General features: G+C 68.6%; 29 protein-coding genes and 1 tRNA gene. 21 read left to right on the top strand and 9 right to left on the bottom strand.

Annotation, left to right across the window (positions count from 1 at the left end; all coding sequences use genetic code 11):
- The first annotated feature begins 134 nt into the window (after window positions 1-134).
- The gene (locus IPN47_00880) at window positions 135-977 is read left to right on the top strand and encodes a DUF4037 domain-containing protein (protein ID MBK9406603.1); all 843 of its coding nucleotides are present in this window, start codon (window positions 135-137) and stop codon (window positions 975-977) included.
- A 283-nt stretch (window positions 978-1,260) separates the two neighbouring features.
- Complete coding sequence (locus IPN47_00875) at window positions 1,261-2,559, top strand: site-specific integrase (GenBank protein MBK9406602.1); 1,299 nt, start codon at window positions 1,261-1,263, stop codon at window positions 2,557-2,559.
- A 109-nt stretch (window positions 2,560-2,668) separates the two neighbouring features.
- On the opposite strand, the gene IPN47_00870 is transcribed toward IPN47_00875, so the two are convergent.
- The 4 genes from IPN47_00870 to IPN47_00855 form a co-directional block, all read right to left on the bottom strand.
- Window positions 2,669-3,103 (bottom strand): DUF2335 domain-containing protein, encoded by a 435-nt coding sequence (locus tag IPN47_00870; GenBank protein MBK9406601.1) that lies wholly within the window; start codon window positions 3,101-3,103, stop codon window positions 2,669-2,671.
- Between the two features lie 14 nt (window positions 3,104-3,117).
- A complete protein-coding gene (locus IPN47_00865) occupies window positions 3,118-3,312 on the bottom strand; it encodes a hypothetical protein (protein MBK9406600.1) in 195 nt (64 codons plus the stop codon).
- 210 nt (window positions 3,313-3,522) lie between these two features.
- Window positions 3,523-4,287 carry an FRG domain-containing protein gene (locus IPN47_00860; GenBank protein ID MBK9406599.1) on the bottom strand — a complete coding sequence of 255 codons (765 nt, stop codon included), beginning with the start codon at window positions 4,285-4,287 and terminating at the stop codon, window positions 3,523-3,525.
- A 16-nt stretch (window positions 4,288-4,303) separates the two neighbouring features.
- The gene (locus IPN47_00855) at window positions 4,304-4,546 is read right to left on the bottom strand and encodes a helix-turn-helix transcriptional regulator (protein MBK9406598.1); all 243 of its coding nucleotides are present in this window, start codon (window positions 4,544-4,546) and stop codon (window positions 4,304-4,306) included.
- 362 nt (window positions 4,547-4,908) lie between these two features.
- On the opposite strand from IPN47_00855, the gene IPN47_00850 reads away from it, so the two are divergent.
- Window positions 4,909-5,268 (top strand): hypothetical protein, encoded by a 360-nt coding sequence (locus tag IPN47_00850; protein MBK9406597.1) that lies wholly within the window; start codon window positions 4,909-4,911, stop codon window positions 5,266-5,268.
- A gap of 55 nt (window positions 5,269-5,323) precedes the next feature.
- On the opposite strand, the gene IPN47_00845 is transcribed toward IPN47_00850, so the two are convergent.
- On the bottom strand, window positions 5,324-5,980 hold the full coding sequence (locus IPN47_00845) for a helix-turn-helix transcriptional regulator (protein ID MBK9406596.1): 657 nt from the start codon (window positions 5,978-5,980) through the stop codon (window positions 5,324-5,326).
- A gap of 98 nt (window positions 5,981-6,078) precedes the next feature.
- On the opposite strand from IPN47_00845, the gene IPN47_00840 reads away from it, so the two are divergent.
- The 16 genes from IPN47_00840 (at window position 6,079) to IPN47_00765 (ending at window position 16,916) form a co-directional block, all read left to right on the top strand.
- The gene (locus tag IPN47_00840) at window positions 6,079-6,276 is read left to right on the top strand and encodes a hypothetical protein (GenBank protein MBK9406595.1); all 198 of its coding nucleotides are present in this window, start codon (window positions 6,079-6,081) and stop codon (window positions 6,274-6,276) included.
- The gene (locus IPN47_00835; protein ID MBK9406594.1) at window positions 6,273-6,524 is read left to right on the top strand and encodes a helix-turn-helix domain-containing protein; all 252 of its coding nucleotides are present in this window, start codon (window positions 6,273-6,275) and stop codon (window positions 6,522-6,524) included. Before IPN47_00840 ends, IPN47_00835 begins: the two co-directional genes overlap by 4 nt.
- Window positions 6,521-7,024 carry a hypothetical protein gene (locus IPN47_00830; GenBank protein MBK9406593.1) on the top strand — a complete coding sequence of 168 codons (504 nt, stop codon included), beginning with the start codon at window positions 6,521-6,523 and terminating at the stop codon, window positions 7,022-7,024. Before IPN47_00835 ends, IPN47_00830 begins: the two co-directional genes overlap by 4 nt.
- 72 nt (window positions 7,025-7,096) lie before the next feature.
- Window positions 7,097-7,354: a hypothetical protein gene (locus tag IPN47_00825; GenBank protein MBK9406592.1), complete on the top strand. Its 258-nt coding sequence runs from the start codon at window positions 7,097-7,099 to the stop codon at window positions 7,352-7,354.
- Window positions 7,354-7,584 carry a hypothetical protein gene (locus IPN47_00820; protein ID MBK9406591.1) on the top strand — a complete coding sequence of 77 codons (231 nt, stop codon included), beginning with the start codon at window positions 7,354-7,356 and terminating at the stop codon, window positions 7,582-7,584. Before IPN47_00825 ends, IPN47_00820 begins: the two co-directional genes overlap by 1 nt.
- Window positions 7,560-8,315 carry a hypothetical protein gene (locus IPN47_00815; protein ID MBK9406590.1) on the top strand — a complete coding sequence of 252 codons (756 nt, stop codon included), beginning with the start codon at window positions 7,560-7,562 and terminating at the stop codon, window positions 8,313-8,315. Before IPN47_00820 ends, IPN47_00815 begins: the two co-directional genes overlap by 25 nt.
- The gene (locus IPN47_00810; GenBank protein ID MBK9406589.1) at window positions 8,312-9,640 is read left to right on the top strand and encodes an AAA family ATPase; all 1,329 of its coding nucleotides are present in this window, start codon (window positions 8,312-8,314) and stop codon (window positions 9,638-9,640) included. Before IPN47_00815 ends, IPN47_00810 begins: the two co-directional genes overlap by 4 nt.
- Before the next feature lie 280 nt (window positions 9,641-9,920).
- Complete coding sequence (locus tag IPN47_00805) at window positions 9,921-10,163, top strand: hypothetical protein (protein MBK9406588.1); 243 nt, start codon at window positions 9,921-9,923, stop codon at window positions 10,161-10,163.
- Window positions 10,163-11,038: a hypothetical protein gene (locus IPN47_00800; protein ID MBK9406587.1), complete on the top strand. Its 876-nt coding sequence runs from the start codon at window positions 10,163-10,165 to the stop codon at window positions 11,036-11,038. The genes IPN47_00805 and IPN47_00800 overlap by 1 nt, the downstream gene beginning before the upstream one ends.
- Before the next feature lie 3 nt (window positions 11,039-11,041).
- The gene (locus IPN47_00795) at window positions 11,042-11,887 is read left to right on the top strand and encodes a hypothetical protein (GenBank protein MBK9406586.1); all 846 of its coding nucleotides are present in this window, start codon (window positions 11,042-11,044) and stop codon (window positions 11,885-11,887) included.
- A gap of 71 nt (window positions 11,888-11,958) precedes the next feature.
- Window positions 11,959-13,713 (top strand): hypothetical protein, encoded by a 1,755-nt coding sequence (locus tag IPN47_00790; protein ID MBK9406585.1) that lies wholly within the window; start codon window positions 11,959-11,961, stop codon window positions 13,711-13,713.
- Window positions 13,613-15,118 (top strand): hypothetical protein, encoded by a 1,506-nt coding sequence (locus IPN47_00785; protein MBK9406584.1) that lies wholly within the window; start codon window positions 13,613-13,615, stop codon window positions 15,116-15,118. Before IPN47_00790 ends, IPN47_00785 begins: the two co-directional genes overlap by 101 nt.
- A gap of 23 nt (window positions 15,119-15,141) precedes the next feature.
- Window positions 15,142-15,351, top strand: coding sequence for a hypothetical protein (locus IPN47_00780; protein MBK9406583.1), 210 nt, complete (start codon window positions 15,142-15,144; stop codon window positions 15,349-15,351).
- Between the two features lie 27 nt (window positions 15,352-15,378).
- Window positions 15,379-15,990 (top strand): hypothetical protein, encoded by a 612-nt coding sequence (locus tag IPN47_00775; protein ID MBK9406582.1) that lies wholly within the window; start codon window positions 15,379-15,381, stop codon window positions 15,988-15,990.
- 352 nt (window positions 15,991-16,342) lie between these two features.
- Window positions 16,343-16,531 carry a hypothetical protein gene (locus IPN47_00770; GenBank protein MBK9406581.1) on the top strand — a complete coding sequence of 63 codons (189 nt, stop codon included), beginning with the start codon at window positions 16,343-16,345 and terminating at the stop codon, window positions 16,529-16,531.
- 112 nt (window positions 16,532-16,643) lie between these two features.
- The gene (locus IPN47_00765; protein ID MBK9406580.1) at window positions 16,644-16,916 is read left to right on the top strand and encodes a hypothetical protein; all 273 of its coding nucleotides are present in this window, start codon (window positions 16,644-16,646) and stop codon (window positions 16,914-16,916) included.
- Between the two features lie 203 nt (window positions 16,917-17,119).
- Here the strand turns inward: IPN47_00765 and IPN47_00760 are convergent, their stop codons facing one another.
- The 3 genes from IPN47_00760 to IPN47_00750 all read right to left on the bottom strand — a co-directional run bounded on the left by IPN47_00760 (window position 17,120) and on the right by IPN47_00750 (window position 18,840).
- Complete coding sequence (locus IPN47_00760; protein MBK9406579.1) at window positions 17,120-17,647, bottom strand: hypothetical protein; 528 nt, start codon at window positions 17,645-17,647, stop codon at window positions 17,120-17,122.
- 157 nt (window positions 17,648-17,804) lie between these two features.
- Window positions 17,805-17,878: transfer RNA gene (locus IPN47_00755), tRNA-Pro, on the bottom strand.
- A gap of 101 nt (window positions 17,879-17,979) precedes the next feature.
- On the bottom strand, window positions 17,980-18,840 hold the full coding sequence (locus tag IPN47_00750; protein MBK9406578.1) for a proline iminopeptidase-family hydrolase: 861 nt from the start codon (window positions 18,838-18,840) through the stop codon (window positions 17,980-17,982).
- 482 nt (window positions 18,841-19,322) lie between these two features.
- On the opposite strand from IPN47_00750, the gene IPN47_00745 reads away from it, so the two are divergent.
- Window positions 19,323-20,510: an ammonium transporter gene (locus tag IPN47_00745; protein MBK9406577.1), complete on the top strand. Its 1,188-nt coding sequence runs from the start codon at window positions 19,323-19,325 to the stop codon at window positions 20,508-20,510.
- Between the two features lie 84 nt (window positions 20,511-20,594).
- On the top strand, window positions 20,595-20,954 hold the full coding sequence (locus IPN47_00740) for a P-II family nitrogen regulator (protein ID MBK9406576.1): 360 nt from the start codon (window positions 20,595-20,597) through the stop codon (window positions 20,952-20,954).
- 115 nt (window positions 20,955-21,069) lie between these two features.
- Here the strand turns inward: IPN47_00740 and IPN47_00735 are convergent, their stop codons facing one another.
- Entirely contained in the window at window positions 21,070-21,441 is a 372-nt protein-coding gene (locus IPN47_00735; GenBank protein ID MBK9406575.1) for a hypothetical protein, read from the bottom strand.
- Window positions 21,442-21,460: the final 19 nt, after the last annotated feature.

Genomic DNA, 21,460 nt, shown 5'->3' with positions numbered 1-21,460 from the left:
GTGGGCCGCCCCATCACGACCACGGGCTGCCGCACGTGGCGCGTTCCCCCGGAACCCGCCCCTGCGGTGGCCGACCTGCGCGATTGCACGCGATATTCCCTCCGCCCGTCACGACCCACCCCGCCCTGCCACCGGTGATCTCCTTCCTCGAGCGCTTCCGCATCCAGTTCGCGGACATCCCCGCGGTGGAGTCGATTGCCGTCAGCGGGTCACGCGCGCGGACTTCGGCCCCGGCCGATCCGGCGTCCGACGTGGACCTCTACGTCTTCACGCGGGGTCACGTCCCCCTGGCGACCCGGGAGGTCGTGGTCGCGCGACTCGGGGGCACCGCGACGGCGCAGCTCGACCAGCACTTCTGGGGACTCTCCGACCAGTGGATCGACCCGGCGAGCGGGCTGCACATCGACGTGAACTACTTCGACGCCGGCTGGATGCAGGACAGCGTCGTGCGTGTCGTCGAGGCGCATCAGGCATCGCTCGGATACACGACCTGCTTCTGGCGCACCATCCAGCAATCGCAGCCGCTCTTCGACCGCGCGTCGTGGCTCGCCGGGCTCAAGGCCCGCTGCCTCGTCGCGTATCCCGAGGCGCTGCGCCGCAACATCATCGCGCACAATCATCCCGTCCTGCGGTCGATCTACACGTCCTATGCAGCGCAGGTCGCCACGGCGGTCGCGCGCGGCGATCTGGTGAGCGTCAACCACCGCGTGGCGGCACTGCTCGCGAGCTACTTCGACTGCCTGTTTGCCGCCAACCGTGTCCTGCATCCAGGCGAGAAGCGACTCGTCGAGTTCGCGCTCGCCAACTGCCGGTCGCTCCCGCCGCGTATGGCAGACGACATCGCGGCGCTGCTGCTCGCCGCCGCGGCCGCGCCCGATACCCTGGCGCTCCGAATCGATGCACTCCTCGACGGACTCGAGGTCGCACTCGATCACGCCGACGACACGTCGGTCGGGCCACCCTCCCCCGCCACCTGACCGCCACACGAAGATCGCCCCGGCGCGGTTGGCGCCGGGGCGATCTCGGATTCCCTCGTATTGATCGGGACGGCGGGATTCGAACCCGCGACCCCCTGAACCCCATTCGGTTTTTCGCTCATCCCTCCCCCTACCGCTCTCCCACCTAGCTATCACGATCACAACGAGTTAGCCTCGACAACGCATTTCGCGACATACCGCCGAGTTCCGTTATTCTGCTTCCACTGCGCTTCCACTGGGAGTGCATGCGTCCGTTTTCCGGTCACCGGTTCCCTGCCCGCCCATGGCCACGACTCGCCTGACCAAGCGCAGCGTTGACGCCCTCCCTGCCCCGCCGGAATGCGACTACTTCGTCTGGGACGACACCCTGAAAGGGTTCGGCGTGCGCGTCACGGAGCACGCCGGCATTGTGCGACGCGCCTACGTTGTCGGCTACCGGCCGGCCAGCGGACAGGGGTTCCGGCGCCACACGATCGGCGCGCACGGTCCGCTCACGCTCCAGGAGGCGCGCCGACGGGCGAAGCGTCTCCTCGCCGACGTCCTCGAGGGCACCGATCCTGCCGAGACCCGACGCCAGGCCCGCGCCCGGCGCAGCGTGCGGGAGGTAGGAGAAGCCTACCTCCGCGAGGTAGGCGTGCGACGCAAGGCCACCACGGCGACGGAGTACGGGCGCCTCTGGGCCCTGCACGTCGTGCCGGCGCTCGGAGCGCTTGCCGTGGGCGCCGCCACGACGGCGGACGTGCGGCGCCTGCACCGTGCCCTCCACGCGACGCCCTACCAGGCCAATCGCGTCCTGGCGATGCTCGGCGCGTTCTTCTCCTTCGCGGAGGACGAGGGGCTCCGCGAGCGCCACAGCAATCCGGCGCACGCCGTGAAGCCCTACCCGGAGGTCCCCCGCGAGCGATTCCTGAGCGCCGCGGAAGTGGCGCGCCTGGGCGAGGTGCTCACGCGGGCCGAACGACACGGACTTCCCGCCGCTGGCAACAAGCGACGGTCCCCGCCGGCCAAGAAGCCGCAGAATCGGCCCAAGTCCGCCGACACGCCGCGCCGCGCCAACCCCTTCGCGATCGCGGCGCTCCGCCTGTTGCTGCTCACCGGCTGCCGCGAGGGCGAGATCCTGTCGCTGCGATGGGACGCGGTCGACCTGGAACGGGGCTTCCTGCGCCTGGCGGACACCAAGACGGGAAAAAGTGTGCGTCCCCTGGGGGCAGCCGCTGCGCAGCTCCTCGAGGCGCTCCCACGCGTCCACGGCTCCCCGTTCGTCTTTCCTGGCAGCAAGGCCGGCCAGCACCTCAAGGACCTCAATCGCCTCTGGCACGCGGTGCGCACCGCCGCGGAGCTCCCGGACGTCCGGATCCACGATCTCCGCCACTCCTTCGCGGCCGTGTCGGCAACGGGCGGGGACTCCCTGCTCGTGACGCGGGCCCTCCTGGGGCACCGGAACATCGCGACCACGGCGCGCTACGCCCACCTCTCCGACGATCCCGTCAAAGCAGCGGCGGACCGGGCCTCCGCGTCGCTCGCGGCGTGGCTCGGCGGGAAGGAGACGCCCGTCACGCCGCTCAGGAAGGGGAAGGCGTAGGCGCGGCGACGATACTATCTTCTCGACACGAGCGGGAGTCTGGTCGCGCGGGATACCCCACCCATGAGGATGAGCGGGGCGCGATCAGCTCCCGCTCTGCATGCCCCGCCTAGCGACGCCGCGCCAGCGCGTCGCCGCCGGACTTTGCGGCCAGTTCGCGCGCTTGGCGCCTTCGCGCCGTGACGAAGACCGCGGCTAACCCGGCGACCGCCGAGAGGAATGTCGTCAGGCCTTCGGCCGATCGTCCCTCATGCATCATCCAGAAGCCGCCGCCCATGGCGCCGGCCGCGAGTAGGAAGGCGAACACCTGACCCATGTGGTCGCGCCAGATGTTGGACGTGACCACCTTGGCCTCCATGCTTCGCCGATGCGCAGACTGCTGCTCCGCCAGTCGCAGAAATCGCTCGGGAGCATCTGGGATGAGCGCCTGATACTCTGCCAGGGCATGCGCGGGCGGGATCGGCGAGGTCCAGACACTCTGCTCGACGCTGACAGACTGCTCATGACGCGCGGCCATGACATGCCCGCCGGCCGGCGTGGGCATCCGGCTCCTCTTGCTCACTTCGTCGCGGCGGCGACCTGCGATTCCAGCGTCTGCTTCGCGACGGCGAAGTCACGCGCGAGCGCACGTCGATCGGTCGCGAAAGCCAAGGCATCGGCCTCTTCCGACGTGCCAACGAACACATAGTCTCCCTCGCGCAGCGCACCCGCGAGGTCGACAACGCTTGCGGCCCCCCGCACAGCAGAGGGCATGACGAAGAAGTAGTCAGTTGGCATAGTGTGGGGCGGAAGTCGCCCTCGAAAGACGCGTCAGTCTGTAGATAGTATCGGCTCGAACACTATACCCGAAAGGGGGGCGTTTGGTTTCCGCCCCCGCCTCGCCCGAAGAGACGCCGACACCGCTTCCTGCGCTGTGCTGCGCGAGGCGAAGCGCCTCGAACGCGCCACGGATCTCACCGTTGCCTAACCGTCGCCGACACTGCCGGGGCCCGCGGATTGTTCGTACGTCCACGGCGTCAACTCGAGCAGCCGAGTCGTGAGTTTCCTGCTGAGCCCCTCCAAGTCGGGAAAGAGGGTGTCCGCGTTGACGCCCGTGTGTAGCAGAAACTCCAAGAAGCGATAGCGCGCTCCCCGCGGAATGATGAGCTTCTCGACGGAAGCGTCGTCGAGCTCCTCCCATGGCTTCGGGTGAACGGAAAGTGCAGCTGACTGCGAGGAGATCCTCGGGTGGGTCCGAGGCGGCTGGAATACGACCGTCCGCTCAAGATCCCAGGGACTTCTGCCAGCAAGCTGACTCGCCCCTAGAACCTCTACCTCTGAATCGATCCAAACGTAGACAGCGACATCACCGTCTTCGTCTCGGCGGCCGTATGTCACCGCCGGCTCGAGCGCGAAGTACAGCGCGACCAGCGGACTGCGCGACCAATCGAGGCAGCGAGTCGGAAGGCGGTAGTGCTGCGCGAGAGCGAGCCACTCCCAGTCATCGGAGGGGCGAATCGTCAAGTACGGGAGGGACTGTTGCTTGAAGGCGTCCAACAACCCCCTCTCATCCCGAAGCAGGTCCGCACGCCCTAGGCCGCTCGCCTCCATCTGCGCGAGGTAGCGGCCGAGCGATGGCATGAGTGTGAACGTCGTCCGACCCACGCCCCGATAGAGTACGGAGTGCTCCCGATACTCTTCGATTCGAGCCACCAGATCGACGACGGACTCCACAACGACTTCGTGCACGGGTCACCGCTCCTTGTCACCGTCCGCGACGCCTCTTCGGCGTCTCGCGCTCGAGGAGCTCCCCTGGTTCCACCTCGAGGACCTCACAAAGTTTATCGAGCGTCTCAAGGTCAACGCGCGTCGTTCGGTTGTTGGCAATGCCATTCACCGTCACGATGCTGACCCCGGAGCGTCGCGAGAGCTCCGTTTGAGTCATCGTGCGTTCAGCCAGCACATCCGCCAATCGGAATCGGACGGCCATCGAGAGGATCCCCTGCATAGGGCCATAGTAGGCGCACAGGGAGTAATAAGCAAGCTACAATAACCATCCTTGACAGGCGCACTAAGGAAGCTTATTACTCTCAGCACAGAGAGCGGGGCGCCGGTCGATCACCCTGGAAAGTGAACCGGACGCCCCGCCCACGAGCCCGAAGGCACGCGCGGTCAAGATAGGACCAGCGGTCGACGGGCGCCACCGGAGGTGCGTCCGATGCTGGTACTCGTCACTCCGTCGCCCCCTGCCCCGCCCTCGCTCACCGGCTGGGCTTTCATCGTCGGGCGCCGCACGCGCGACAGCCTGCGAGTGGTCGTCGCGCTCCCGTCTGCAGGTACCCCGGCGGCGGAGCCAGGGCGGGGGTCCTCATGAAGCGACGGCGACGGAAAGCGCAGCCGACCCTCACCCTGCTTGAGAGTGCGGCGGACCTCCCGGAGGCGCCGGCCCCGTCCGTCGACACGGAGCGGGAAGTGTTCGTCATCCAGAACATCGCGCTTGGGAACGTGACCCGACTCGTCCTCCTCAGCGGCGACCCCCGGCTCCCGTTTCAGGAGCGGGCCGGCGTCGCGGTGGCCGAGGTCCAACCCGGGCACATGACGGGCGAGGAGACCGCGGCGCTTATCGACGATCTCATCGCCGTGCTTCGCAAGCACGGGCGCACGGCCTGGGAGGGAGAGCAGCGAGTGCGCGCCGCGATGCAGCGATCGCGGTTCGAACTGGAGAGGTGAGGGGCCACGTGCAACGCACTGCGCCAGGATTCCACGCGGCCCGTTCGGGAGAACGCTACCGCGATCGCCTGCGCTTCCGGAGCGACGCGACTGGATCGGCGCGCCCCGGCGTCGCGCCGACGGAGCCGACCGGAGGCATGGGCTCGCGAACGCGTGCTAACGCCTCTTGCACGTCGCGCGCGAGCAGCTGCCGACGCGCGCCTTCCTCTCCCGCCTCGATCGCAAGCGCCTCGAGGAGTTCCGCCACGCATTCGTCGAAGTGTTGCATCGCCGCCCGGCGATGCGCGAAGAACGCGGCCGCGTTGTTGGGCGAGACGCCGCGCGCAGCGACTGGCGCCCCCTCACGGAGGGCACGTTCCAGAACCGCCGGCCACACCGAGAGCCCCATCACCGCCCCGAATGCTGACCCGGTGTCGCGCCGCGTGGCGTCGAGGCCAAGTCGCGACAGCACGCGCGCCGTGGTCTCCGCCGGGCGCTCATCGGCCAGTAGCGCCGGCGGCGGACCGTCGCCCGACAGCAACCATCGGACGGACGTGGCGAAGTGATCGGCGATCGCCTGCAGCGTGCGGGAGCGAGGGTTCTCGGATTGCCCCTCGAGGATCTTGTGCAGCGTCGCGTTCGGAATGCCGATCGCTTCGGCGGCGTACTTCGCCCCGCGCGGATGCCCGACCTTCACGAGAAATCGGACACGGTCGCTCAAAGATTCGGACATAGGAGTTGACGGGAAAGTGAAACGTGTTCTACTTTCTAGGTGTCGTTCTACTGACGTCACAACGTTGTCGCTTTCGACAACCCTGTCAAGGAGAGCTTATGCCCCTGCCGCAGATTCCCCTCGTGCCGCTGGTCGAGGTGTGCTTCGCGCTGGGTCGCTCGTACAGCTCGCTGTACGGAGAAGTCCTTCGCGGTGTGCTTCCCGCCGAGCGCCACGGCTCGCGGTGGTTCGTCCGCCGCGAGGTGCTCGAGCGACTGCAGGACGCACGCGGCGTCGAGCGAAAGGCCGTCGCATGAGCGAGGCGTTCGCCTTCCCCGCCGATGCGGATCTCGGCGCCGTGCTCGTCACCACACAGGACGCCGCCCGCATCCTGAAGCGGTCGATTCAGACGCTCGCTAACTGGCGCGTGCAGGGCCGCGGCCCGCGCTTCGTCTCCTACGGCGGACGCGTCCTCTACGAACGCGCCGCCCTCGAGTCCTTCATCGCGCAGCACGTCCGGCGCTCGACCTCGGACGTCGCCGCTCCCATCCCGCCCCTTCGATGAGCCTCCTGCCCCTTGCTCGGACTCCTGCTATCTCACGGCAGATCACCCTACGCGAGCTGGCCGCGGCACTCCCGGCCCCGCTGGCCGCACTCTGCACCGACGATCACGCCACGGGGGTGAGTGGCCGCCTCACGCTCTCCCTGGTCCCCGGCGCTACGCCGCGTGCATTGCGGGGCGAGCTCACCTTGCACGCGGAATCGGCGGTCCTCGAGCCGCTCGGGCTCGACGCGCCCCGCCAGGATGCGCTCGGCGCGCTTCTGGTCCAATCCGCGATCACCCACTTCGACGCAGCGGCCGGGGAGCTCGGTCTCGCCTGCGAGGGGACCCTGCGTCTGCGGGCAAGTCGTTTCGCGCGACGTGGGGCGGCGATGTGGCGCACGGCCATGGCGCGCTGCCGCGCCGAGCCCACCACGTGGCAGACGAACGAGGACGAGGAGGCGGCTGCTGTGGCCTCGATCCTCGCGACGCTCAAGGCGCATGCGTTCTCGCCCACGACCTAAAAGCGAAGAGCCGACCATCCCCCGAGAAAGGGAGCGGCCGGCCGGCTCTTCTGACCCAGGAGGGGGTCTTCCGTGAATCTAGCCTCGATCCCATTCGAGAGCAACACCAACGACCGAGAGCCACTCGCCCCGACGGGCGAGGAGGCTGCGTTGCTGACGGCCATTCGTGAGGCCGAACGGTCGCTCGCGGCCGCGGAGAGTGCTGCCCTCTGCCATCGGTATTCCGTCGGTGGGGAAGCGCTGCAGGCCCGCGTGACCGCCGCCCGCGGCGACGTCCTGGCCGCCCGTCAGGCGTGGCGGGCTTACGATCGCCAACGAGAGGCGGCCTGATGCCTCGAATTCGCACGATCAAACCGGAGTTCTTCAGCGACGAGAAACTAGCGCCGCTGCCGGTGCTCACGCGCTTCGTTTTCCTCGGTCTCATCTCGATGGCGGACGACTGCGGGCGCGTGCTCGACAACCTCAAGATCATCGACGCTTCATCTTCCCCGAAACGTCGGAGACGAGTCGGGGAAGCCTCACCGACCTGTCGGCGATGGGGCGCATCCAGCGCGGCGTGACCGCGTCGGGGCAGCGCATCATCCAGATCGTCAATTGGACCGCCCACCAGAAGATCGAGAAGCCGAACTTTCGCAGCGCGCTTCCGCCGATTGATCCACAAGACGTTGCGGCGCCAAGTGTTGACGATGGTTCCCCGAGCCTTCCCCGACTTGTCGGGGAGACGTCGGGGAGGAGTCGGGGAAACGTCGGGGAGGAGTCGCCGAACCATACCAACGACCAACGACCTTCGACCGACGATCTACGACCACCGACCAACGACCACGCGCGAAGGGCGGCGGCTGGTGGTGGAAACCTCGGCCTGAAGGGGGAGTCGCAGGGAGGGAATGCCCTCCCGCTCACCGTTGCCGCCAACCAAGCCATCGCAGCGCGGTACGGCGAGCAGGCCGACCCGATCATCTCGAGTCACGCCGGCTCATTCGCGGCGGCGAAGTCACTGGACGAGGCCGGGGTGCCGCTCGAGTTCGCGACGGCGGCCCTCGCGGAGATCGTCCAGACGCTGGGGCTCGAAGAGCCTCCCCGCTCGCTCAAGTACTTCGTCGCGCCCATCATCCGGCGATGGGAGGCGTCCGAGGCGCACGCGCAGGCTCGCTCCTCGCCGTCGCGGACCGCGACCGCCCCTCGAGAGGCCGGCGTGATGCAGGTCCCTCCCCGTCCCGAATTGGCGCTCCTCGCCCAACACATCGCGTCCGCCGAGCGCGTCCATGCCCCAGAACTCCCGGTCGCGTCGTGAACCCTCCACGTGTTCCACCCCACGACGACGCCGCGGAGCGCGCGCTCCTGGGCGCACTCCTGCTCGACGCTCGCCTTCCGGATCAGGTACTCCCGCAGCTCGGCGACGCGGACTTCTACCGGCCGGCGCACCGCCGCATCGCGGCGGCGATGGCGACGTTGGTCGCGGACGGGGTCCCGGTCGAGCTGCTCGGTCTCTGCGACGTCCTGCGACGGCACGGGGAGCTCGAGGCGTGCGGCGGCCAGGAGTACCTGGCCATGCTGCTCGACGACGCCGTCACCTCGGCGAACATCGCGGCGCCGTTGCGGCTGGTGCAGGAGCACGCGGCGCGACGCGCCCTGCTCGACCGCATGCACCACGCGAGCGAGGCCGTGCAGAGCGGCGAGCTCTCCGCCGAGGCGTTGCGCACGACACTGGTCTCGGACTTGTTAGGCATGAGTCCGGATCGGTCGCGGGCCGGCTTCCGCCCCCTGCCGGTACACGCCGTCTGCGACGAGATCGAGCGTCGCGGCCGAGGGGAGGGCAGTGGGCTCCGGTTGGGGTGGCCGGAGTTCGACCGGCAGGCGCAAGGGCTGCAGGCGGGCGAAGTCGTCCTGATCTGCGGGGCCCCGAAGGTGGGCAAGTCGACCGTGGCCGCGCAGTGCGGGATGCACGTGGCACTGTCCGGCCAGGGGGGCGTGGGCTACGTCTCAGCCGAGATGAGCAGTGAGGCGATCACCGAGCGCCTGCTCGCCGCGCTCGCCGGCGTGCCGATCGGCGCCATGCGCGCCGGCACGTTGACCGATGCGCAGTACCGGCGCCTTGCCGAGGCGAGCACCGCACTGTTTCGGGCGCCGTTCTGGATCGACGACGGCGCCGTGCCACGTCTCCAGGACATCGTGGCGCGTGTCCTCGCGCTTAAGGCCCAGCATCCCACGCTCGCCCGGTCGTCGTCGACTTCCTGCAGCTGGTCCGCTACCAGCCTGGCGACGGCGCGGCGACGAAGAGCTGGAAGCGATCTCGTACGGACTCAAGGACCTCGCGAAGCGCGCTCAGGTTGTCCTCGTCGCGCCGACGCAGCTGAACCAGAAGTCGATCGAGGACCGTCCGGACAAGCGCCCAATGCTGCGCGACATCTCCGGGAGCTCCGGGCCGCTCAAAGCGGCGGACTTCGTCGCCCTCCTGTATCGGCCGGCGCTGTACGGCGAACTCCCGGCCGGTACCCCCGATCACATGCTGGTGTCGGTGGCGGCTGCCAGGCGAACGGCCACGTTCGACGTCGTGCTGCACTGGCAGGCCACCGTCATGCGCGGGATCCCACACGATTCGTGGATCCGCCCGGATGATCCCCTGCCCTGCGGGCCGCCCACGTGCGCCACCGTGTCGGAGCCCGCTCACCCCTAACCGTCCCCTGCGCCTTCTCCCGACGCACCCATGCATCGCCCCGCCGCCGACACCTGCTGTGTCTGACTCTCTCGAGCTTCCGCCCGCCGCGCTCCCGGACGTCTATCGGCTCCTCTCCTGGGGGCTGCGCGCCGGCGTGACCTTCGCCCCGGATCCGGACGGCACCCTCCGCCCCTCGCCCCGCCCCCGCTACCGGACGCGGCCGGCGCCGCGTTGGTCCGGGTGGGCGCCGTCACGGCGGCCGCCCTCGACACGTTGCAGGTGCCCGCGCCGGGCCTCGCGCAGGCGGTGCTCTGGTGGGAAGTCGCATCCCGTCAGCTGCACCTTAGCGGCCGCGAGCAACTCCCGGCGGCCACGACCGCCCGCCGCGAGCGCCTGGTGGCGTTGCGGGCGGTGCATCTCCTCGCCCTGGCCGACGTCGCCCTCGCGGGCGCGCCGATCTCCCTCCCGTTGCCGATCCGGTAATGCCGACCGCCCACGCCACTCGTCCCCCGCGCCGCGAACCCAAGCCGTGGAGTTTTCGCGATCTCAAGGCCCGCTGCAGGCGGCTCCGCGACCAGCTGAGCATCGCCGCGACCGACGTCATCACGCCCGAGGAACTCGCCGCCTACTGGCCCGGCGGGGGCGAGAACGCGCAGGAGGGCATCGGCGCGTGGATCTTCTGCTATGCGCAGATGGTGCGGCTGGCCGACCGCATGCGCGAACCGACCCCCGCGCAGCGGCAAGGCACCCTGGACCGGAGCGAGGTCGCCCTCACCGACGCGACCCTCGATCGCGCCGAGACGGTGCCGCTCGAGGCGGGGGAGATCGTCGCCGTGCACCCCCTGAGCTATGAGGCGCTCGAGCTCTGCGCGACCCTCAACCAGGTGATCCTCTTCGCCACCGAAGTGGCGGGGCAGTTCGCGCACCAGGAGAGCGCGGCGAGCGAGGAGCTTCGCGCCTTCCAGCCGCTGGTGCGCTCGACGGCCGTTCGCCTGTGGGCATGGGTGATCACCGCCGGTCCGGCGCTCCCCTTCCCCGTGTCGGCCGACTGGCCGGAGCCACCCGAGTGGACGGCGGCGATCACCCCGCTCGACCTCCTGGCGCTCGCCGGCGCCCATCGGCGCGTGAACAGTGAGCGCACCGCCCTCGTCGCCCAGCTCATGCCGGACGATCACACCACCTCACAGCGTCTGTCGCTCAGCGCCTTTGTCGGTGCCTACGCGCACGAGCACGGGGGCGACGCCGCGGCCTACATGCGTCGCTTTGCGTTAGGCAAGCTGTTCGCCCAGGCCGTGAGTGCGGCGCGTTCGATCGAGGCCTCGCGCAAGAAGGCCTCGCCTCCCACCTCCGAGGGGTAACTCATGGCATCCAGTGTGATCGAGCGCCTGCAGGTGGACATCCAGTCCAACGCGGCGCAGCTGCAGGCGGAAATGGCGAAGGGCGAGACGGCGGTGCGTCGCCTCTCGCGCGCGACCGCTGAATCGGCGACGCTCGCCCAGGCGAACGGACAGCGCTACGCACAGGCCGGCGTGCAGATCGCGTCGGCCTTCGAGAACATGGCACGCGCCGGGAAGGTGGGCGGCGATGCGCTGAAGCAGGTCATCGTGCAGGGCTCGAACATGGCTTTCCTCTTCGGCCCGCAAGGGGCGATCGTCGGCGCCATCGGCATCGGCCTCGTCGCGGTGACGGAGTTCTTCCGGCGCACGCGGGACGAGACGCAAAGCCTCGCGGCGGACACGAAGCGCACGCTCGACGACCTGCAGAATCGCGGCGACTTCACCGGGCTCACCGATCGCGCGAAGACGCTCTTTCAGGGGACACCGGCCGCCGGCTTCGCGGACGGGATCCGGGCGCTGCGCGTGGAACTGGCCGGGGCCGAGCGCGAGCTCGAGGCGTTGCGGGCGAAGGGAGCGGAAGCGCAATCGGCCCTCCGTGGGCAGGTGGGGGCGTCGCAGTTCGCCGCCGCAAAGATTGGCAGTGTGCCGGTCTCGCCGCTGGCTGACCTCTTCGAGAAGGTCAAGGCCGATCGCACCGCATTGTCGCGCAGCTCCGACAGGCGGAGGCTGAGTTCAACGACATTCGCCGCCGCCTGCTCGCCCCGGGCGGAGACGCGAGCGGTGTCCGCTCGCCGATCACGACCACCGCGTCGCGCGGCGGTGCGAGCACGCAGGACCCGCGCGCGACGGCGCAGATCGTCCGGGATCTGACCCAGGGCTTCGACGATCTCTTCGCGCGCGCGGCCCAAGGAAACGTGGCGCTCGTCGACTTCGACCGCGCGGTGCGCGAGCTCGGCGACAGCTTCCGCGACAAACTCAAGAAACCCACGGCCGAGCAGACGGCTGTCTTCACGAAGTTCGCGGAACAGGCCCTTGCGGTGCGTACGGTGCTGCAGAACACGGCCGCGACCAAGGCGGCGGAGGAGTTCGAGACGCTCCGCGCGTCGCTGACGCCCACCGTGATCGACGACTTCCGAGTCAAGCTCGCGAAGCTCCGGAAGGAGCTGTCCGAAAAGTTCGCGCCCGACCAGGTGGAGGACCTGCTCGGCTTCGAGGAGGCGCTGGCGAAGGTCGCGATCGGGCTGGAAACGATCGAGGGGCGCATCGCCCAGGTGAAGTCGACGGCGATCTCCTCGCTCGACGCCCAGCTGGGCCTCATGGGGCTTCTGCAGGAGGTCGAAGCGCAGCTCAGTAAGCTCGAAACCGTCGAAGCGCTCGCCGGCGGATCCGAGCAGAGCGCCATCGTGATCGCCGGACTCCGCGCGCAGATCGCCAAGCTGCAGCAGGAGATCGCGGCCGCCGGTGGGAACGGGCCTTCGAACGACGATCTCCGCAACCAGGACCAGGCGCAGGTGAAGGCGCAGCGGTTGGGGCGGTCGATCGAGGACATCAGCCGACTCACGCTCACCGCCGCCGACGCCTTTGGCGTGCTGTCGGACGAGGCCGCGAAGGCCCTCGCCGCGACGATCGACGTAGCCGCTGGGCTGGGGCGGATCATCGCGGGCGATGCCGCCGGGGGCGCGGCGCAGCTGGCGAGTGGCGCGATCTCGCTCATCGCCGGCGCCGTCGGGAAGGACCCCGCGACCGAGCAGCGACAGCGCGAGCACGTCGAGAACCTCGAGGTCCTCCGGAACATCGCGAAGAATACGGGCGACCTGCTCGGCATCAGCGCGAGCGGGAAGTCGATCGCCGGCGTCCGCGATGCCGTGGGGCTCCTGCTGGCCAACACCGGCAACGCCGGCGGCTTCCGTCGGTTCGGCGACGCAGGCCCCCTCCGGGACGTCAACGAGGCCTCGTTCCTCGAGTTCCAGACGGGCCTTTCGTTCAAGGAGATCGAGGCCCTGGCGAAGTCGCTCGGCATCACGCTCAACGGCACCAAACAGAGTTACGTCGACTTCCTCAACGCCCTCAAGCGGCTCGACCTCGAGGCCATCACCAAGGGCTTCAGCGGCCAGCTCCGGCGCCTGGAGATCGAGGCGCGCCTCGATCCCACCGCCTTCGAGGGCATCGAAGGTCTGGTCAAGCGGCTGCGCGTGCTGACCGACCAGACGGACGGCGCGCGCGCGATCGCTCGAGCGATCGGGGAGCTCGACAGTCTGCGTACGTCCGAGGGGCGCGCGGCCGCCATCGCCCGCCTCACCGAGACCCTGCGCAGCATCTCACTCGCTCGACGTGAGCGACCTGGGTGGACTCTCGCTCGACCAGTTCATCGAGGAGATCCTCGCGGCCATCGAGCGCCTCCGGGAGATGGACCCGGCCGCGAAGAAGGCCGGCGAGCGGTTCAACGACGCCATGGAAGCGTGGGGGGTGGCGGTGGAACTCGGAACCATGACCGCCGAGCAGCGGCTGCAGAAGATCAAGGATTTTGTCCGCCTGAACTTCTCCGGCCTCAACGACGAGGCCTTCGCCGCGCTCGACTTCTCGTCTCTCGATGCTATGGACGCGTCGATCGCGAAGATCATCGACGCATTCGCCGCCGACGGAGAGCTGAGCGATGCCGAGAAGGAACAGATCGCAATGCTTCGGGCGGTCCGTGAGGCGTATAAGTCCACCATCCCGGAGGCCCAGAAGTTCAGCGACGCGCTCGGCGTCCTGCAGGATCGCTTCGCCATCTTCGGCACGAGCGCCATCGACCAGTTCACCGCCCTCGCCGACGCGTTAGGCGAGCAGTTCCCGTCGATCGGCGAGCTCCTGCAAGGGCTCGACCTCAAGACCGACCCGCAGGCCCTCGACACGCTGAAGGCGCGGGCCCAGGCGATCTTCGACGCGCTCGCCGAAGGCGGCGTGACGACCGAAGAGCAGGCGATCATCGACGCGATCAAGCAGATCTTGGAGGCCGCCGCCGATGCGGCCGACGAGATCGCGCGAGACGCCGCGGATCGCTTGGCGGCCGAGAGCGCCCGGCGCCAGGCGATTCTCGATCGCGCGGAGACGCGCATCCGCCTCAACGACGTGACCGACCCGGCCGAGCAGTTGCGCATCCGAGTGGCCGCGCTGAGCGAGGCATTCCCCGCGCTGGCGGCGATCCTGGGCGACTTCGACGTCTCGACGCAGGACGGACGGGACGCCATGGAGGCCTGGATTCAGGCGATCGCCGGAAGCCCAGAGACGCTCGAGTCGCTCGCGGCCGCCATGGGCGTTTCGGTGGACGAGCTGCTGTCGGCGCTCGTCGGCCTCGAGGATGGGGCCGACGCGGCGGCCACGAAGGTGGCCACGCTCGCCGAGAAGTTGGGCGCCGCGTTCGATGCGGCCGACTTCGAGACGGAGCTGGAGGGGATCACCGATCCACTGGAGAAGCTGCGCCGCTCCGCCGCGAAGGTGAGCGACGTGATGCCGGAGCTCGCCGCGCTCTTCAAGCAGTTCGACGTCTCGACCGCCCAGGGGCGCGCCGGTGCCGAGGCCGCCCTGATCGCGTTAGGCAAGTCCACCACCGACGCCGACGTGCAGCGGGCCGTGCTCAGGCTGCTCGCGCAGATCCGATCTGTGCCGGTCGTCGGGCCGTCGGCGCTGCAGGGCACAGGGAGCGGATCCTCCGGAGCCGCGGCCGCCTCGAGCGCGAACATTGCCGCGGCGGCGTCGATCACGGAGGTGACGGCGAACCGATTGGTCGACCTCTTCGGGCGCAACGTGGTGGCCACGGAGCAGATCCGGGATGCGCTCGCGGGCAACCTCGCCCGTGCCCTGAGCCCAGTACCGACCGTCCGCGCCCCGCTGCTCCCGTCGCAGGTGGCGGAGCAGTGGGGGGGCATGCGCGGCGCGGCGGGGCTCTCGTCTCCTATCGTCGTCAACCTCACGCTCGCCTTCAACGGCAGCGTCACGACCGCGAGCGAGGACGAGCTCGCGCGCCTCGTCCAACAGCGGATCTACGACCTCTTCCAGGGCGCGCTCGCAACGGAGTTGCAGGTCGCCGTGCGACGCGCCGGGCTCTCCCGCGCCAACTAACCCTCACCTCTTTCGGTCTCGCCATGTCCGTTCTTGCTCGACTCGATCGCTACCTGCGCGGCTTCGCGGACGCGGCCCGTCTCGCGATCCCCGCGACCGACCGCGAAGCCCACGACAAACTCGCCGCGTTCGAGGCGAACGCCGATCGGCTCCGCGAGCTCGCGAGCCCCGCACCGCTCCCGAGCGAGGCGAGTGGTCGCCCGCTCCCCCCGCAGGCGAAGCTCCTCGCCTGATCCCCACCCCATCACCCTGAGGACCCCATGGGATTGCTATCCACGCTGCGCACGACGCCGAAGTCGGCCAGCATTCGCGAACAGCTAGCGCGCGTCGAGCGGGAGTCGGCGGCAGCCGAAGCGAAACTCACCGCGCGGAAGGACGCCTGGCGGCAAGCCGTCGTCGACGGCGCCGAGAACGACAAGGTCAGCACGCGCTCCGCGGTGAAGGGCGCCGAGTACGACCTGCAGGAGCTCCAGATGCAGCGTGCGGAGCTCGAGAAGCTCCTCGCGGAGACGGAAGCGCTCGAGGCGGAGCAGGCGGCGCGCGACCAGTGGGCGGCCGACCTGAAGCAGACGCGGGAGCTCTCCACGCGCTCCGCGAAGCTGCACGCGGACTACCAGAAGCAGGCGGCGGCCCTGGTCGAGACGCTGCACGCGCTGCGCCGCGTGAGCGACGAGTTCAGCGAGATCGAGACGCGGCGCCGCACGGACGGCCGTTACAATGAGCTGATCGAGGAGACCGGGGTTCCGGTGCCCCCTGGCTGCTCGCTGACGAACGGGAAGCTGTACCTGAACGAGCGCCTCCGGATGCTCCCCCGGCTCGACGCGGGACAGGGCCCGTACTTCCTGGTGCACCCGGCGGACCTGCCCCGCTGAGCGGCGACCGACAGCGGGCGAGGTGTTCCGGGACGCCTCGCCCGCCTCGCCGGCGCCTAACGTGCGCAAGCGCAATCGCTCCTGGCGTGCCGTGTATGTAGCCTAGGCCTGCGGTCTGCGGCCCCCGCAAACACAAGCGCCCGGAGGGACCCGCCCCCGTCCACACTAACTACATGGAGCCTACACGATCGACAGGCGGAAACGGAAAAGGGGACGAAATGCCGTGGATACACACAGTTAGCGCGGTCTTCGGCACCCCGTGCCCACATCACCAGAGGGACCCGCACTAACTAACTAGAGCATCATTCGTTAGGCTGCAACCTTCCGAAGATATACACCACTACCTCTTTCCGTGCCCGTCACACATCCCACCTTCACCCCACAGCACCCGCCGACCCCTCGCGACGTGCGCGCGCTCATTGGCGACATCGACGCCTGGCTGCGCGGCGACGATCACACCGACGAGTGGGATCCGGAACCGCTGCTCACCCGCGCGGCCGCGATGCTGGCGATCCTCCGGATCCCCGATCCGGCGCGCTAGTCCCCTTCCTCGAGCACCCCATACCCCACGGCCTATGTCCTCCCCATCCCCCTCCGCTCCTGCGTCCGGCGCACCGATCACGGACGCCACACTCGACGCCACGATCGCCGCCTTGGAGCTCACGCACACGGCCGTACTGCAGCGCATCCGGGCCGACGCCGCCGCCAGTGAGCGGCGCCGCATCGAGAGCATTCGGTCGCTAGGCATGCCAGGTAAGGAGCGCCTTGTGCAGCTGTGCATCGATTCACCGACGTGCACCCCAGAGATTGCCGCGGCCGTGCTGATCAAGGCCTCGCGCGACGAACCCTCGATGCAGGCGGCGCTCGAACGGATCGAGAAAGGGCTCGCCATCCTCGATCCGCACGGGACTATCGCGCGGTCCTGAATGCGAAGGTGAGGGCTTCCTGAACGTTCGCGGCGTGCTGCGTGCGTACGACCGCCTCGAGCGTGGTGAAGAACCCAAGCCGCGGCCGCAGTTGGATGGTGCGCTCGAAATGCCACAGCGGCCGCAGCGCGGAGAAGCTGCCGAACCGGCGCCGCTCGTAGATCCCACTGGGGAGGGCAACGTAGGAGAACTCCCGCTGTGCATTACCCCGTTTCACCTTCCGCCCTTGCGCGAGTTGGCGAAGTAGGAGGGAGCCGTCGACGTTCCGACGCAGTGCGGCGCCGATGTTCGAGGGGGTACAGTCGCCGCGGGACGTTCACCGCCGGCGTGCGCAGCCCCTTGGCGGGTAGGAAGAAGCCTAGGGCCTGCAGCTGGCCGTGCACGCGGTACACCGCGTCCGACGTGCGAGCCCCGCCCTTCTCGTGCCGCAGAATCAACCGGCTCACGCGTGCGTCGTATCCTTTCGCCGTCTCCGGCCCCTCGATACGCACATTCGCGATGAGATCCCTCTTCGTCGCCGGCTTCGACTTCACCGCCTGGCGGAACAGTCGCTCCGATCCGCGCAGCTGGAAGATCCGCGGCATGCGCTCCTGCATGGCGGACTGCCCTGCACGCGCCGTCTTGGTGTTCGCGAGAGCGAGCGCGAACGGAATCTGCCGTTGGGCGCGCTCGCTCAGGTGGCGGGCGACGGTTTCCGCATTCGTGCGGATGTGAATCTCGACGGTGGCCATGATCGAGTATCGCGACGCCGAGCAATTCGCGCCACCGCTGTGCGCAGATGCTTCCACTGCGCTTCCACTGGAACCCTGAAATGCAGAGCGCCCCGCGAGTCGTTCGCGGAGCGCTCTGCAAAGCCTTGCTCTTGATGATGTTACGCTGCCACATCGATCGGGACGGCGGGATTCGAACCCGCGACCCCCTGAACCCCATTCAGGTGCGCTACCGGACTGCGCTACGTCCCGTACTCTCGGCCCGCAGTGCGTCCGAACCCATCCTGACGCCCGGTCGATCTGCGGTCAGGAATTGTACCACCTCGCCCCGAAGAAGGGAACCTGGAATCGCGCTATCCGTGTCCCTTGAGAAAGCCCAGCACCTCGGCGTGATACGCCGTGGGATCCTCCCAGAATGGCATATGACCGCAATTCGCGAAGATGCGGAGGCTCGCGCGCGGAAAGTGATTCCCGGCGATCGCGACGTACTCGGGGAGCACGTAGTCGTGCTCACCGGTCGTCAGCAGCACCGGGAGGCCGACCGTGTGCAAGTCGGCGGTTCGATCCCATGACGCGAGGGACCCCGTGCAGTGATACAGGTGCGGACCGAACATCGCCGCAAATGAGGGACCGAGCACTCCCAGACTCCTCACGACGGGCTCAGGGAGCGGATGCATCCGGCAAAGGTGCCGGAAGCTGAGCAGGGTGGCCGCCGCCTGGTACTCCGGATGGCCGACCGTCCCGGCGCATTCGTGCAACGCGATCATTTTCACCGTCTCGATGCCCAGCGCCATCTTGCACTGCTTGAAGCCGAGGTTGAGCAGCGGGACGGAGGGCCCGATGTTCGACATCACGAAGCGTTTCACGTGCTGTGGAAACGCGAGTACGTACTCGAGGGCCAGGATCCCTCCCCAGGAGTGTCCCAGGAGGTGGAAGCGCCCGATACCGAGGGCACGGCGAACCGCCTCGAGCTCGGCCACGAAGCGCGGAATGTTCCACAGGGAAGGGTCATCCGGGACGTCCGACTCGCCGGTCCCCAACTGGTCCCACGCCACGACGCGGAAGCCTTCGTTGGCGTAGTGACGATGCGCGTCTCGCAAGTAGTCGCACGCACACCCGGGACCGCCGCTCACCACGAGAAGCGTCTCGCGTCCGGTCCCGCAGGAGTACGCGACCACATCGCCTCCCGGGACGCTGACGCGCGTACGCGTCATGTCCTCGCGTCCCTCCTTCCCCACGTTCCGGCGAGCTTTGGCGCCAGGCTTCGCGCCGGGCTTGTCGCGTGGTTTGGCGCGAGTCTCTCCTGGCGCGACTGGGCGGGGCGAATCGCGGTCCTTGCGAGAGCGAGTCATGTTGGTCAGTGGTTCTGGAGAGGCACGGCGACCGTCGCGAAGATGTAGCAGCCGAGGCCGCGAAGGGCGAGTCCCATTTCTTGTTGCGAAGCGTCTCCACGTACAACGAGCGCTCTTTCGTGCGCTTTCAGCACGCATTGAGAGTCATTACGAGGCAATCTCTCGGCGATTTGCGTCGCTTGAGGGGGTTTTCGTGCATTTTCAGCACGATTACTGTTACACTACGTTCTGGGCCGGCAACCCAGGCGCCGTCCCCGACCTTTACAAAGACGCCCGTGCCGCTGACAGGCTCCAACCCGGTCGATACGCTCTGGATCGCGATCGCCACCGGACTCGTCCTCCTCATGACCCCCGCCCTCGCGCTCTTCTACGGCGGCCTGGTGAGGTCCAAGAGCATACTCAACACCATGATGATGTCGCTCGCCTCGTTCGGGGTGGTCGGTGTCCCATGGCTCCTGCTCGGCTATTCGCTCGCGTTCGGCTCGGGGAACGCGGTGCTCGGGAACCTCGACCACCTCCTCCTGAACGGGGTGACGCTCGAGGCCAAGGGGTCGATTCCGCACCTGCTGTTCATGGCGTACCAGGGGACCTTCGCCATCATCACGGCGGGGCTCATCTCTGGCGCCCTGGTCGAGCGCATGCGTTTCTCGGCCTATCTGCTCTTTATTACCATCTGGTCTGTGGTCATCTACGCGCCCATCGCGCACTGGGTATGGGGCGGGGGCTGGCTCGGCGCGTGGGGGGTGCTCGACTTTGCCGGAGGGACGGTGGTTCACATCGCCGCCGGGACAGCGGCCGGGGTGGGGGCGATCGTGGTCGGGCAGCGGCGCGACTACGGCCGGCAGGCGTTCCTCCCGCACAACGTCCCGATGATGCTCACCGGAACCGCGCTCCTCTGGTTCGGTTGGCTTGGCTTCAACGGCGGCAGCGCGCTCGCGGTCAACGGGTCCATGGTCGTCGCCCTCGTCAACACGGCGCTCGCCCCCATGGCGACGCTCGCCGTCTGGCTGACGCTCGACCTCTGGCGCACGCGTCACGCGACGGCAGTGGGCGCCGGCACCGGGCTCGTCGTCGGCTTGGTGGCCATCACCCCGGCGTGTGGCTTCGTCTCGCCGTTAGGCGCGCTCGCCATCGGCGCCATCGCCGCCGTTCCGTCGTACTTCGCCATCGCCAAGCGCGCCTCGACGCGGCTCGACGATTCGCTCGACGTCGTCGGCGCGCACGGTGTCGGTGGAATCGTCGGGGCGCTGCTCACCGGCGTCTTCGCGACCAAGGCGTGGGGCGGCGCACCCGAGGACGGCCTGCTCGCCGGCAACGCCTTCCTGGTGGTCAAGCAGCTGGTGGGCGTCCTGGCGACGATCGTCTACGCCGGCTTCGGTTCGTTTGTCGTCTTCAAGCTCGTCTCGCTCGTGCGTCCCCTGCGCGTCCCCGTGCGTGAGGAGGCCGAGGGGCTGGACGTGTCGCAGCACGGCGAAGAAGGCTACTCGGACGGCGAAGGCGCGATGCTTGTCCTGCAGGACACCGCCGCATAGCGGCGCGCTGGGGAATTCCTCGTGAAGCTGCCGTCCGTCGTCCTCGCCTCGTCCCGACTACTCGTCTCTCGGTCTCCAGAAGCCATGAAGCTGATCGTTGCTGTCTTTCGACCCGAGCGCCTGGGCGACGTCCTCGAGGCGCTGTACCGCGCCGACGTCCGCGGCCTGACCGTCTCGCGCGTGCAAGGGCACGGCGGTGAGACGGTGCATGTCGAGAACTATCGCGGGACCACCGTGAAGGTCGAGCTGCACCCCAAGATTCGACTCGAGATCGGCGTCTCCGACCCGTTCGTGCAGCCGACGATCGACGCGATCGTCAAGGGCGCGCGCACGGGCGAGGTTGGGGACGGCAAGATCTTCGTCCTCCCCGTCGAGAAGGTCGTGCGCATCCGGACCGGCGAGGAAGACCGCGCCGCCGTGACGCCGCTGCTGCCAGCGGAATAGCGAAGGCCCGTCATCCCGCGCGACGTCCGCGCGCCCGCACACGTGAACGCGTCGCAGATGAAAGCGCCGCAGCGACCAGTCGCTGCGGCGCTTCTCCTTCCTGCCTCCCCGACGGCTAGATCGTCGAGTAGTCCTGCCGACGGTCGCGCGCCTTGCCAACGAGCCACGCGACGAACCAGACGGGGATCGCGATCAGGAGAGCGAGCTTGAGCACCACGATCCCCACGCCGACGACGGCGCCCAGGAGTCCGAAGACGACGCCCAGGAGCGCGATCGCGACGACGAACAGGATGAAGAACGGCAGGCCGATGGCGAACAGGAGCGCCACGACGGGAATCGCCACCACGCCGAGGACCGCCAGTATCGGGAGGCCGACCAACGCGACAACCCCGGCCAAGGGGAGCGCGACGAAGAGCGTGAGCAGGACGAAGACCGCGAGCTTGATGACCGACACGTTGCCGCTCCGTTGGAGAAGTGCGTGGGACACTGGATCCTACGCGAAGACC

The organism is Gemmatimonadota bacterium (assembly GCA_016719105.1).
In the GTDB taxonomy this organism is placed as follows: Bacteria; Gemmatimonadota; Gemmatimonadetes; order Gemmatimonadales; family Gemmatimonadaceae; genus SCN-70-22.
The sequence above is the reverse complement of the archived record's forward strand: the minus strand, read 5'-3'. Positions and strand labels throughout refer to the sequence as shown.